Origin of the sequence: Enterobacter cloacae complex sp. IR5450 (genome assembly GCF_049238665.1) — a bacterium.
Classification (GTDB): domain Bacteria; phylum Pseudomonadota; class Gammaproteobacteria; order Enterobacterales; family Enterobacteriaceae; genus Enterobacter; species Enterobacter hormaechei_C.
In genome coordinates, this window is the sequence record NZ_JBMKIC010000044.1 from 1 (window position 1) to 11,936 (window position 11,936).

Sequence of the window (11,936 nt, forward strand, 5' to 3'; positions counted from 1 at the left end):
GGATTTTTTCTCTTCAGCCGACCGGGTTGTTTGTGAAGTGATTCACATCCGCCGTGTCGATGGAGGCGCATTATAGGGAGTTCTCCGCTGGCCGCAACCGCTAAATGACAGAAAAATGACTGACTGCTGCATTCCACAGCAAAACCCCGCCTTATACCTTTTTACACACAGACTTATCCACAATGATACGAAAAAGTGAAAATGTGCGAGCGTTGCGCAAACGTTTTCGTTAAAATGCTCGCGCTTTACAAGGATGCCTCGTCAGGTGTGTTAGATGAGTTTTTCACAGGAAAATTCATCTAACGCTCTCTGTAATCGTGAAATCCAGGGGATTTACCATGCAACAACGTCGTCCAGTCCGCCGCGCTCTGCTCAGTGTTTCTGATAAAGCCGGTATCGTCGAATTCGCCCAGGCACTTTCCGCACGCGGTGTGGAGCTGCTTTCTACAGGTGGCACCGCGCGCCTGTTAGCAGAGAAAGGTCTGCCGGTAACCGAAGTGTCCGATTACACCGGTTTCCCGGAAATGATGGATGGACGCGTCAAAACCCTGCATCCGAAAGTCCACGGCGGTATTCTTGGCCGTCGCGGTCAGGACGACGCCATTATGGAACAGCACGATATCGCGCCTATCGATATGGTCGTTGTTAACCTCTACCCGTTCGCCCAGACCGTCGCCCGCGAAGGCTGCTCTCTGGAAGATGCGGTTGAAAATATCGATATCGGCGGCCCGACCATGGTGCGCTCCGCAGCCAAGAACCATAAAGATGTGGCCATCGTGGTGAAGAGCAGCGACTACAACGCCATTATTAATGAGATGGATGCCAACGAAGGGTCCCTGACACTTGAAACGCGTTTCGATCTCGCCATCAAAGCCTTCGAGCATACCGCCGCCTACGACAGCATGATCGCCAACTACTTCGGTAGCCTGGTACCGGCTTACCATGGTGAAAGCAAAGATCCCTCTGGCCGCTTCCCGCGCACCCTGAACCTGAACTTCATTAAGAAGCAGGATATGCGTTACGGTGAGAACAGCCACCAGCAGGCTGCCTTCTATATAGAAGAAGAGGTAAAGGAAGCCTCCGTTGCGACCGCCCAGCAGGTTCAGGGCAAAGCCCTTTCCTATAACAACATTGCCGACACCGACGCCGCGCTGGAATGCGTGAAAGAATTCAGCGAGCCGGCCTGCGTTATCGTCAAGCACGCCAACCCATGCGGCGTTGCGGTAAGCACTTCTATTCTGGATGCCTACGATCGCGCCTACAAAACCGACCCGACCTCCGCGTTCGGCGGCATTATCGCCTTTAACCGCGAGCTGGATGCGGAAACCGCGCAGGCCATCATCTCCCGCCAGTTTGTCGAAGTGATCATCGCGCCGTCCGCATCAGAAGAAGCGCTGAAAATCACTGCGGCAAAACAGAATGTGCGCGTGCTGGTTTGCGGTCAGTGGGCGGAACGCGTGCCGGGCCTGGACTTCAAGCGCGTGAACGGCGGTCTGCTGGTTCAGGACCGCGATCTGGGGATGGTGAGCGAAGCCGATCTGCGTGTCGTCACCAAACGTCAGCCAACCGAGCAGGAACTGCGTGACGCGCTGTTCTGCTGGAAAGTGGCTAAGTTCGTGAAATCCAACGCCATCGTCTACGCCAAAGAGAACATGACCATCGGGATAGGCGCAGGCCAGATGAGCCGCGTTTACTCTGCAAAAATTGCCGGTATCAAAGCAGGCGACGAAGGTCTGGAAGTGAAAGGCTCCGCCATGGCCTCTGATGCCTTCTTCCCGTTCCGCGACGGAATCGATGCGGCCGCTGCTGTGGGTATCACCTGTGTGATCCAGCCTGGCGGTTCAATCCGTGATGACGAAGTGATTGCCGCTGCCGACGAACACGGCATCGCAATGATCTTCACCGACATGCGCCACTTCCGCCATTAATTCCCGGAGCAGAAAATGAAAGTATTAGTGATTGGTAACGGCGGGCGCGAGCACGCCCTGGCGTGGAAAGCAGCGCAGTCTCCGCAGGTTGAAACCGTCTTTGTGGCACCGGGTAATGCCGGTACGGCGCTGGAACCCGCGCTGCAAAACGTCGCCATCGGCGTGACCGATATCCCGGCACTGCTGAGCTTTGCCCAGACCGAGAACATCGATCTGACCATCGTTGGCCCGGAAGCGCCGCTGGTGATTGGCGTCGTAGACGCCTTCCGCGCAGCTGGCCTGAAAATCTTTGGCCCAACGGAGGGTGCCGCACAGCTGGAAGGCTCAAAAGCCTTCACCAAAGATTTTCTCGCGCGTCATAACATCCCGACGGCGGAATATCAGAATTTCACTGAAGTGGAGCCTGCTCTGGCCTGGTTACGTGAGAAGGGCGCGCCGATTGTTATCAAGGCCGACGGTCTGGCCGCGGGTAAAGGCGTGATCGTCGCGATGACCCTCGAAGAAGCCGAAGCCGCGGTTCAGGATATGCTGGCAGGTAACGCCTTTGGCGATGCGGGCCACCGCATCGTGATTGAAGAGTTCCTCGACGGCGAAGAGGCGAGCTTTATCGTGATGGTCGATGGCGAGCACGTTCTGCCGATGGCCACCAGCCAGGATCACAAGCGTGTGGGCAATGGCGATACCGGCCCCAACACTGGGGGAATGGGCGCTTACTCTCCTGCTCCCGTTGTTACCGATGAGGTGCATCAGCGCACCATGGACCGCATCATCTGGCCAACCGTGAAAGGGATGGCGGCGGAAGGCAATACCTACACCGGTTTCCTTTATGCAGGCCTGATGATCGACAAGCAGGGTAACCCGAAGGTGATCGAATTCAACTGCCGCTTTGGCGATCCGGAAACCCAGCCGATCATGCTGCGCATGAAATCCGACCTGGTGGATCTGTGCCTTGCGGCCTGCGAAGGCAAACTGGATGAGAAAACGTCAGAGTGGGACGAGCGTGCCTCTTTAGGTGTGGTGATTGCTGCGGGTGGGTATCCGGGTAGCTACAACACTGGAGATGAGATCCACGGCCTGCCGCTGGAAGAGATTGACGGCGCGAAGGTGTTCCACGCCGGTACGAAGCTGGCTGACGATGACCGCGTGCTCACCAACGGCGGCCGCGTGCTGTGTGCGACCGCGCTGGGCCAGACCGTGGCAGAAGCGCAGAAACGCGCCTATGCGCTGATGGCGGATATTCACTGGAACGGCAGCTTCAGCCGTCAGGATATCGGTTATCGTGCTATTGCGCGGGAGCAGGGAGAGTAATTTCCCCCTCACCCTAACCCTCTCCCTCAAGGGAGAGGGGACTTAAATCAAAAACTCTTTTCTGTCGGCTGCCAGGTGCAGAAATCTTCATTCGCCACCAGCAACAGCTGAGAGCCTTCCAGCGCTTCCAGCCATGCCACACTCACCTCCACAGATGAATGCCGCTGACGACGCTGAATGTGTTCGGTTGCCCAGGATTCAAGCTCAGGCTTCACCGTCTGCCCTTCGCAGGTGGTCACCGTGCCGTCGGCATGCCAGCGCCCCTGACGCAGCACCACGCGGCCCTGACGCAGCGCATCGCTGGTCTGGCGAAGTTGTTCAGCACGGTAGCGGTAGAGGGCGACCTGATCGCTGGAAAGCTGCTGTTTCAGTCCACTGACCTCATGCTGCATAAAGCTCAGCTCGCCGTGGTCGTCGAAACGCACCTTCACGTGTTCGGGAGTCTTACTGTAGATATTCAGTTCAATGAGCGACAGGGCATCGCCCTGCCAGCGGTATTCTGCGGTCGAGGTATTGCCGTTATGCCATGGGCTGAACGCGGTGAGCATATGGACTTCATCGCTGGAATCTTTGCGCCAGATCCTGACCGCACCCTGGTTGTCAGCGTAGCCGCTGGCGGTAAACGGGGGGAGTGAGGAATCATGACTACAGGCAGAGAGCAACAGTACGCCTGCCAGCGCGAGCGGTCCACGCCAGAATGACAAAAGGGGCGTTGCCGCCCCTTCGTTAAAACTGTTCACTGCCACGCGTCTTACTTAACTGCGTCTTTCAGTGCTTTACCAGAAACAAATGCCGGCACGTTAGCTGCGGCGATTTTGATTTCTTTACCGGTCTGCGGGTTGCGGCCAGTACGCTCAGCGCGGTGGTTCACTTTGAAGGTACCGAAACCAACCAGTTGTACAGCATCGCCTTCTTTCAGAGACTCAGTAATAGCAGCCAGGGTAGATTCCAGAGCAGCTTTAGCCTGCACTTTAGACAGATCAGCCTTGTCCGCAATTACATCAATCAGTTGAGTCTTGTTCATAAGTTATCCTTTCAATGTGTTTATCGCTTGCTAAGCATCGAGTGCGACGAAAATGCCAAAAAAGCACTCTCCTGCATACACGCACCGATAGCCACTTTTTTTCGCCCCCCAAATGTAGACCAGACGGGGGGCGAAAGGGAAGAGTCGAGGAGCGACAAAACAGGCGTTAAATCACGTTTTGTTGTCTCATTGGTTAAAAATTATACCAATATTGCTCTCGCCGGCCTCGCGCAGGTCCGCGCGCAGCCCTTTGATCAGCTCAATATCACGCTCTTCACACTCTGCCAGCAGGCGGAAAATCTCCCACTGAATGTCCCATTCCTGTTCTACCGCCGGGTTAGCACGCAGCTCTTCGTCGGTCATTTCACGGCCTTCCTGGGTCATTTCCAGCATCGCAACGGTGGTAATGGATGCCTTACTGACTTCAATGGCGTGTTCCAGGGTTTCACCGCTCAGACGGGAGTGGATCAGCTCGCTCAACGCCACACAGGCATCAATGGCCGGGTAGACGCCATACAGGTCGAAATCATCCGCAGCCGGAATAGCCTCTTCCAGCTTTTCGAGCTGAGAGTCAAAATTCACCTTCGCGTCTTTGACCGTCAGCGTCTCCCAGATTAAATCCAGGATACGACGATAAATCTGGCCTTCGCCAAACGCTGTCTGCTTGCAGAACGCGGCATAGTTGGGATACATGCGCTCGCACAGGCAAGCCATAAACGTCACGTGCTGCCAGCTTTCCAGCTTTTCAAGGCGCAGATGAATCGGGTTTTGTAACATGATGATGTCTCGAATCGAAAATTAGCCGCAGTTTACCTGAATCACGGCTGAATTTCCTGCCAACGAATGAATGCCGGACGTGAAGAGGCCACGGCGTCAGCCCAGCGGGTTGGCTCCGGTAAACGGTAGCCCTTCATACAGCGTTGCACCCACGCCAGGGCGCTATCCATGCTGATCCGATGCCCGGTTGCGATAAACAGCGGGTTGCAGCGCGCTTTACTGCGCCAGACCCACGCCAACTGCTCGCCTTTATGAATAAGCGGCGCCAGCGCGCCCGGTTCGGCAGAGAGCGGCTCAAACGCGCCGCACAGGCGTTTTTTCGCCACGCCGATGGTCGGCACGTCCACCAGCAGACCAAAGTGGCTGGCGACGCCTAAACGACGCGGATGGGAGATACCATGCCCATCAACAAACAGCAGGTCAGGTTTTAGCGAGAGTTGTTCCCACGCGGCCAGCAGCGCGGGATATTCGCGGAAGGAGAGAAAGCCGGGGATATAGGGCATGGTGGTGGCGATACGCGCCACCTTGTACTCCACCAGCTCCAGCGACGGGTATTTCAGCACCACCATCGCCGCTCGCGTCACTTCACCGCCCTGCTCAAACCCGACGTCCGCCCCGCCAATGTACCGCGGAGGGTCCGTATCCAGACGATCCTCACGGATCACCGATGAAGCCAGTTCGATTTGCTGAGCGCGTAGCGACGCGAGATCCATAACCACTCCTTACTTATGATACTGGGCAGAAAGCCGATGCACCGCCTCCACAAATACGCCTGCGTGTTCAGGCGGCACATCCTGATGAATGCCGTGGCCGAGGTTAAAAACGTGGCCTTCACCCTGGCCGAAACCAGACAGTATAGTCGACACTTCCTCTTCGATACGGGCAGGCTGCGCATAGAGCATGGACGGGTCCATGTTGCCCTGGAGCGCCACTTTGTCCCCCACGCGACGGCGCGCATCGGCAATATCGGTGGTCCAGTCGAGGCCTAGCGCGTCGCAGCCGGTGGCCGCCATCGCTTCCAGCCACTGGCCGCCGCCTTTGGTAAACAGCGTCACCGGCACGCGACGGCCTTCGTTTTCACGCAGCAGGCCATCGACAATTTTGTGCATGTAGTACAGGGAGAACTGCTGATAATCACGTCCGGTCAGCACGCCGCCCCAGGTGTCGAAAATCATCACCGACTGCGCACCTGCTTTAATCTGCGCGTTGAGGTAGAGCGTGACGCTCTTCGCGAGCTTGTCGAGCAGCGCATGCAGGGCCAGCGGCTCGGCGTACATCATCTTTTTGATGACGGTAAAGGCTTTGCTGCTGCCACCTTCCACCATGTAGGTTGCCAGCGTCCACGGACTACCGGAGAAGCCAATCAGCGGCACATCGCCTTTGAGCTCGCGGCGAATGGTGCGCACGGCGTTCATCACATAGCCCAGCTCGCCTTCCGGATCGGGGATCGGCAACTTATCAACGTCGGCTTTGCTTTTGATCGGAGAGGTAAAGCGCGGGCCCTCGCCGGTTTCGAAATAGAGCCCAAGGCCCATCGCATCCGGAATGGTGAGAATGTCCGAAAAAAGAATGGCGGCATCGAGCGGGAAGCGGCGCAGCGGCTGGAGCGTCACCTCACAGGCCAGCTCGGCGTTTTTGCACAGCGACATAAAATCGCCCGCCTGCGCGCGCGTGGCTTTGTACTCTGGCAGATAGCGTCCCGCCTGGCGCATCATCCACACCGGGGTGACATCAACGGGCTGGCGCAGCAGCGCACGCAGATAACGATCGTTCTTCAGTTCGGTCATTTTGCAGTTCCTTATTGCGTCAGTCCGTCAGTGTAACACTACTCATACTCGGCCCGACACATTGCCACGGTATCTTCTATCAGGCGACGCGCCACCGTTCCCGGCGGGGGCAGCAGCGGTAAATCGTCGTAGCGATACCAGTTCGCCTCCAGCAGCTCTTTCTGATCGATAACAATCTCGCCGCTGTCGTATTCCGCCATAAACGCGGTCATCAGGGACATCGGGAACGGCCACGGCTGCGACGTCACATAGCGCAGGTTTTTCACCTTAATGCCGCTCTCCTCCATCACCTCGCGCGCCACCGCCTGTTCCAGCGTTTCGCCGACTTCCACGAACCCGGCGAGGACGGTGTGAATACCGTTGCGATGGCGGGTATGCTGCGCCAGCAGGATGGAATCATCACGGCGGATGGCGACAATGATGCACGGTGCGATTTGCGGGTAGTAGCGTTCACGGCAGTGGCCGCAAAGCATTGCCCACTCGGTTTTGCTCGGGTGCATGGTGTGGCCGCAGTAGCCGCAGTATTTGTGCGAGCGGTAAAACTCCGCCAGCTGCACGCCGCGCCCCGCCAGCTGGAACAGGCCGACATCCCGATCCAACACCTGACGAACGGATCCCATATCCTGACGACGAGCCTGTAGGATCAACCATACCGGATCGCCCTGCCACTCGCCGATCCGCAGCGCAGGTTGGCCGACGAGATCGAAGATTTCTGCCGCACCGTAGGGTATCTCCCCACCGGGTAGCCACAACTTTTGCTCGTGACTGACGATCCACCAACCCAGATCTGATTTTTCAATAATACGATCCATATCTATTGCACTACCTTCGCTTCACTGACATGTTGTTAGCATTGTGGTTACATTTTGGATAAGCAGATCCCATTCTAAACCTTATGGAGTCGACCATGTTAAACCAGCTGGAAAGCCTGACTGAGCGCGTTGGAGGAAGTAACACCCTGGTGGATCGCTGGCTACATGTGCGCAAGCATCTCCTTGTGGCGTATTACAATCTGGTCGGTCTTAAGCCTGGCAAAGAATCCTTTATGCGGCTGAACGAAAAAGCGCTGGATGATTTTTGTCAGAGCCTTGTCGACTACCTCTCCGATGGCCATTTCAACCTTTATGAACGCATTATCCGCGAAATGGAAGGGACAACGCCGTATTTAGCGGCCAGTAAACTCTGTCCGCTGCTGGAAGCCAACACCCAGCGGATCATGGACTACTACGATTCCGCGCTGGAGAACGCTATCGATCACGATAACTATCTTGAGTTTCAGCAGGCGCTTTCCGACCTTGGCGAAGCGCTGGAAGAGCGATTCACGCTGGAAGACAAGCTCATCGCCCTCGTGCTGGACAACAACCTGAATATCAGCACCAGCGATAACGTTGCGCGCCCTGCTTGAGTTCTTAATCGTTAACGAGTAATTTACAACCATTCGCCCCTCTGCGGAGGGGGATTTTTCTTGTCGGAGTGCCCAGTGTGAAAGCACGGGCTGAGACCGTTAATTCGGGATCCGCGGAACCTGATCAGGTTAATACCTGCGAAGGGAACAAGAGTCACACTGCTGTTGTATCGCCCCTGAGGCGATCTTCTCTTGCTTCATCCGTCGTCTGACAAGCCATGTCCTTCACTTTTGGAATGAGCTATGTCTACTGCAAAACTGACCCGCCGCGAACAGCGCGAACACGCACAACGCTTCATCGACACCCTGGAAGGCACCGCTTTCCCGAACTCGAAACGCATCTACATTTCCGGCTCACAGGCTGATATCCGCGTCCCGATGCGCGAAATCCAGCTCAGCCCGACGCTTATCGGCGGCAGCAAAGACAACCCGCAGTTTGAAGACAACGAAGCCGTGCCGGTGTATGACACCTCGGGCCCGTACGGCGATCCTGATGTTGCTATCAACGTCCAGCAGGGTCTGGCAAAGCTGCGCCAGCCGTGGATAGAGGCGCGTAACGACTGCGAAGAACTGAGCGTACGCAGTTCTGCGTACACCAAAGAACGCCTGGCCGACGACGGTCTGGACGCGCTGCGCTTTACCGGCCTGCTGACGCCGAAACGCGCTAAAGCGGGCAAATGCGTAACCCAGCTGCACTACGCGCGCCAGGGTATCGTCACGCCGGAGATGGAGTTCATCGCCATCCGCGAAAACATGGGCCGCGAGCGCATCCGCAGCGAAGTGCTGCGCCACCAGCATCCGGGTGAAGGGTTTGGCGCTCGCCTGCCGGAGAACATCACGCCGGAATTTGTGCGTGATGAAGTGGCCGCCGGGCGCGCCATTATCCCCGCCAACATCAACCACCCGGAATCCGAGCCGATGATTATCGGCCGCAACTTCCTGGTGAAGGTCAACGCCAACATCGGCAACTCAGCGGTGACGTCATCCATCGAAGAAGAGGTGGAAAAGCTGGTCTGGTCGACGCGCTGGGGCGCGGATACGGTGATGGACCTTTCCACCGGCCGCTATATTCATGAGACCCGCGAGTGGATCCTGCGTAACAGCCCGGTGCCGATTGGCACCGTCCCGATTTATCAGGCGCTGGAGAAGGTCAACGGCATCGCCGAAAACCTCACCTGGGAAGCGTTCCGCGACACGCTGCTGGAGCAGGCGGAACAGGGCGTGGACTACTTCACCATCCACGCGGGCGTGCTGCTGCGCTACGTGCCGATGACGGCGAAACGTCTGACCGGTATCGTCTCACGCGGCGGTTCGATTATGGCGAAATGGTGCCTTTCCCATCATCAGGAAAACTTCCTCTACGAACACTTCCGCGAAATCTGCGAAATTTGCGCCGCGTACGACGTCTCCCTGTCGCTGGGCGACGGCCTACGTCCTGGCTCCATCCGCGATGCTAACGACGAGGCGCAGTTTGCCGAGCTGCACACGCTGGGCGAGCTGACCAAAATCGCCTGGGAGTACGACGTGCAGGTGATGATTGAAGGCCCGGGCCATGTGCCGATGCAGATGATCCGTCGCAACATGACCGAAGAACTGGAGCACTGCCACGAAGCACCGTTCTACACGCTGGGGCCACTGACAACTGACATCGCGCCGGGCTATGACCACTTCACGTCAGGCATTGGGGCGGCGATGATCGGCTGGTTCGGCTGCGCCATGCTCTGCTACGTGACGCCGAAAGAGCACCTCGGCCTGCCAAACAAAGAGGACGTGAAGCAGGGACTGATTACCTACAAGATTGCCGCCCACGCGGCGGATCTGGCGAAAGGCCATCCGGGCGCGCAAATCCGCGATAACGCCATGTCCAAAGCGCGCTTTGAATTCCGCTGGGAAGACCAGTTCAACCTGGCGCTGGATCCGTTTACCGCCCGCGCCTATCACGATGAAACCCTGCCGCAGGAATCGGGCAAAGTTGCGCACTTCTGCTCCATGTGCGGACCAAAATTCTGCTCGATGAAAATCAGCCAGGAAGTACGCGATTACGCCGCCGCGCAGACCATTGAAGTCGGCATGGCGGACATGTCGGAAACCTTCCGCGCGAAAGGCGGCGAAATCTACCTCAAAAAAGAGGAGGCATAATGTACCAGCCTGATTTCCCCCCTGTCCCCTTCCGCTTAGGGCTTTACCCGGTGGTGGACAGCGTGGCGTGGATAGCGCGCCTGCTGGAGGCAGGCGTTCGCACGATCCAGCTACGCATTAAGGATAAACGCGATGAAGAGGTGGAGGCCGACGTGATCGCCGCTATCGCGCTGGGACGTCGCTACCACGCCCGCCTGTTTATCAACGACTACTGGCGGCTGGCGGTTAAACACCAGGCGTACGGCGTGCATCTGGGACAGGAAGATCTGGAAACGACCGATCTCAACGCGATCCGTGACGTCGGTCTGCGGCTGGGCGTTTCTACCCATGATGATATGGAGATCGACGTGGCGCTGGCGGCCCGCCCCTCTTACATCGCGCTCGGTCACGTTTTCCCGACGCAAACCAAACAGATGCCGTCCGCTCCACAGGGCTTGACGCAGCTGGCGGCCCACGTTAAGCGCCTTGCCGATTACCCCACCGTTGCCATCGGCGGGATCAGCCTTGAACGCGCGCCCGCCGTGCTGGAAACCGGCGTCGGCAGTATCGCCGTCGTCAGCGCTATCACCCAGGCCGCAGACTGGCAGGCCGCCACCGCACGGCTTTTACAACTGGCAGGAGCAGGCGATGAAAGATCGTGATTTTATGCGCTACAGCCGCCAGATCCTGCTGGAGGATATCGCCATTGACGGGCAGCAAAAGCTGCTCGCCAGCCGGGTACTGATTGTCGGTCTGGGTGGATTAGGCGCCCCCGCCGCGCTGTATCTGGCTGGCGCGGGCGTGGGCACGCTGGTGCTGGCCGATGACGATGAGGTACATCTCAGCAATCTGCAACGGCAAATCCTCTTCACGACAGAAGATATCAACCAGCCTAAAGCGCACGTTACGCGCCAGCGGCTGAACCAGCTTAACCCCGATATCGAACTGGTCGCGCTCCAGACGCGGCTGAGCGGGGAAGATCTGCAACGCGAAGTGGCCCTTGCCGACGTGGTGCTGGACTGTACGGACAATATGGCGACGCGTCAGGCCATCAACGCGGTCTGTGTTGCGCAGAACACGCCGCTGATCACCGCCAGCGCGGTCGGTTTCGGCGGGCAAATAATGGTGCTTACGCCGCCGTGGGCACAGGGCTGCTACCGCTGCCTGTGGCCTGACGAGGCTGAACCGGAGCGTAACTGCCGCACGGCAGGCATTCTGGGCCCGGTGGTGGGCGTGATGGGTACTCTTCAGGCGCTGGAGGCCATCAAGTTGCTCAGCGGCATAGAGACAGAACGCAACACGCTGCGGCTGTTCGACGCCCGCTCCAGCGGATGGCGTCATCTGGTGTTAAACCGCGCCAGCCACTGCCCGGTATGCGGAGGCCGCAATGCGCATTCTGTTTAACGATGAGCCGATGACGTGCGACGACGATCTTACCGTTGCCGCCCTGCTCGACACGCTGCGCCAGCTGAAGCCGGGAACGGCGCTGGCGCTCAATCAACAGATCCTGCCGCGCGAACGGTGGGAACATCAGCAGGTCAATGAAGGCGACCAGATCCTGCTGTTTCAGGTTATCGCAGGGGGCTGAG

The 11,936-nt window shown here is 57.8% G+C and carries 13 protein-coding genes and 1 riboswitch; of the genes, 7 read left to right on the plus strand and 6 right to left on the minus strand.

Annotated elements, in window-relative coordinates; translation table 11 throughout:
• The first annotated feature begins 338 nt into the window (after nt 1–338).
• Together purH and purD are read left to right on the plus strand one after the other, a co-directional pair.
• Nucleotides 339–1,928 (plus strand): bifunctional phosphoribosylaminoimidazolecarboxamide formyltransferase/IMP cyclohydrolase, encoded by a 1,590-nt coding sequence (purH, locus tag ACOTYB_RS22200; RefSeq protein WP_022650212.1) that lies wholly within the window; start codon nt 339–341, stop codon nt 1,926–1,928.
• A gap of 15 nt (nt 1,929–1,943) precedes the next feature.
• Entirely contained in the window at nt 1,944–3,236 is a 1,293-nt protein-coding gene (gene purD / locus ACOTYB_RS22205) for a phosphoribosylamine--glycine ligase (protein WP_022650211.1), read from the plus strand.
• 47 nt (nt 3,237–3,283) lie between these two features.
• Here purD and ACOTYB_RS22210 read toward each other — a convergent pair whose 3' ends face one another.
• From ACOTYB_RS22210 to nudC, 6 genes are all read right to left on the minus strand, one after another.
• Nucleotides 3,284–3,976, minus strand: coding sequence for a DUF1481 domain-containing protein (locus ACOTYB_RS22210; protein WP_126525333.1), 693 nt, complete (start codon nt 3,974–3,976; stop codon nt 3,284–3,286).
• Nucleotides 3,977–3,987: 11 nt separating this feature from the next.
• Nucleotides 3,988–4,260 (minus strand): nucleoid-associated protein HU-alpha, encoded by a 273-nt coding sequence (hupA, locus tag ACOTYB_RS22215; protein ID WP_002445246.1) that lies wholly within the window; start codon nt 4,258–4,260, stop codon nt 3,988–3,990.
• A gap of 186 nt (nt 4,261–4,446) precedes the next feature.
• Entirely contained in the window at nt 4,447–5,037 is a 591-nt protein-coding gene (locus ACOTYB_RS22220) for a YjaG family protein (RefSeq protein ID WP_003862310.1), read from the minus strand.
• A gap of 41 nt (nt 5,038–5,078) precedes the next feature.
• On the minus strand, nt 5,079–5,750 hold the full coding sequence (gene nfi / locus ACOTYB_RS22225) for a deoxyribonuclease V (protein ID WP_032661132.1): 672 nt from the start codon (nt 5,748–5,750) through the stop codon (nt 5,079–5,081).
• A 9-nt stretch (nt 5,751–5,759) separates the two neighbouring features.
• Nucleotides 5,760–6,824 (minus strand): uroporphyrinogen decarboxylase, encoded by a 1,065-nt coding sequence (gene hemE / locus ACOTYB_RS22230; protein ID WP_022650209.1) that lies wholly within the window; start codon nt 6,822–6,824, stop codon nt 5,760–5,762.
• A gap of 38 nt (nt 6,825–6,862) precedes the next feature.
• On the minus strand, nt 6,863–7,636 hold the full coding sequence (gene nudC, locus ACOTYB_RS22235) for an NAD(+) diphosphatase (protein ID WP_023315207.1): 774 nt from the start codon (nt 7,634–7,636) through the stop codon (nt 6,863–6,865).
• Between the two features lie 95 nt (nt 7,637–7,731).
• On the opposite strand from nudC, the gene ACOTYB_RS22240 reads away from it, so the two are divergent.
• From ACOTYB_RS22240 to thiS, 5 genes are all read left to right on the plus strand, one after another.
• Complete coding sequence (locus ACOTYB_RS22240) at nt 7,732–8,229, plus strand: Rsd/AlgQ family anti-sigma factor (RefSeq protein WP_022650207.1); 498 nt, start codon at nt 7,732–7,734, stop codon at nt 8,227–8,229.
• Between the two features lie 54 nt (nt 8,230–8,283).
• Nucleotides 8,284–8,393: riboswitch (TPP riboswitch) on the plus strand.
• A gap of 79 nt (nt 8,394–8,472) precedes the next feature.
• Nucleotides 8,473–10,368, plus strand: coding sequence for a phosphomethylpyrimidine synthase ThiC (gene thiC, locus ACOTYB_RS22245; protein ID WP_023315206.1), 1,896 nt, complete (start codon nt 8,473–8,475; stop codon nt 10,366–10,368).
• Nucleotides 10,368–11,009, plus strand: coding sequence for a thiamine phosphate synthase (gene thiE, locus ACOTYB_RS22250; protein WP_003862319.1), 642 nt, complete (start codon nt 10,368–10,370; stop codon nt 11,007–11,009). The genes thiC and thiE overlap by 1 nt, the downstream gene beginning before the upstream one ends.
• A complete protein-coding gene (gene thiF, locus ACOTYB_RS22255) occupies nt 10,996–11,751 on the plus strand; it encodes a thiazole biosynthesis adenylyltransferase ThiF (RefSeq protein ID WP_032608234.1) in 756 nt (251 codons plus the stop codon). Before thiE ends, thiF begins: the two co-directional genes overlap by 14 nt.
• Nucleotides 11,735–11,935 (plus strand): sulfur carrier protein ThiS, encoded by a 201-nt coding sequence (thiS, locus tag ACOTYB_RS22260; RefSeq protein WP_003862324.1) that lies wholly within the window; start codon nt 11,735–11,737, stop codon nt 11,933–11,935. Before thiF ends, thiS begins: the two co-directional genes overlap by 17 nt.
• Nucleotide 11,936: the final 1 nt, after the last annotated feature.

Excerpts from the sequence above, each read along its gene's own strand:
- thiC (WP_023315206.1), top strand. The coding sequence starts at position 8,473 with ATGTCTACTGCAAAACTGACCCGCCGCGAACAGCGCGAACACGCACAA.
- hemE (WP_022650209.1), bottom strand. The coding sequence starts at position 6,824 with ATGACCGAACTGAAGAACGATCGTTATCTGCGTGCGCTGCTGCGCCAG.
- ACOTYB_RS22220 (WP_003862310.1), bottom strand. The coding sequence starts at position 5,037 with ATGTTACAAAACCCGATTCATCTGCGCCTTGAAAAGCTGGAAAGCTGG.
- purH (WP_022650212.1), top strand. The coding sequence starts at position 339 with ATGCAACAACGTCGTCCAGTCCGCCGCGCTCTGCTCAGTGTTTCTGAT.
- thiF (WP_032608234.1), top strand. The coding sequence starts at position 10,996 with ATGAAAGATCGTGATTTTATGCGCTACAGCCGCCAGATCCTGCTGGAG.
- thiE (WP_003862319.1), top strand. The coding sequence starts at position 10,368 with ATGTACCAGCCTGATTTCCCCCCTGTCCCCTTCCGCTTAGGGCTTTAC.
- ACOTYB_RS22240 (WP_022650207.1), top strand. The coding sequence starts at position 7,732 with ATGTTAAACCAGCTGGAAAGCCTGACTGAGCGCGTTGGAGGAAGTAAC.
- hupA (WP_002445246.1), bottom strand. The coding sequence starts at position 4,260 with ATGAACAAGACTCAACTGATTGATGTAATTGCGGACAAGGCTGATCTG.
- thiS (WP_003862324.1), top strand. The coding sequence starts at position 11,735 with ATGCGCATTCTGTTTAACGATGAGCCGATGACGTGCGACGACGATCTT.
- nfi (WP_032661132.1), bottom strand. The coding sequence starts at position 5,750 with ATGGATCTCGCGTCGCTACGCGCTCAGCAAATCGAACTGGCTTCATCG.
- purD (WP_022650211.1), top strand. The coding sequence starts at position 1,944 with ATGAAAGTATTAGTGATTGGTAACGGCGGGCGCGAGCACGCCCTGGCG.
- nudC (WP_023315207.1), bottom strand. The coding sequence starts at position 7,636 with ATGGATCGTATTATTGAAAAATCAGATCTGGGTTGGTGGATCGTCAGT.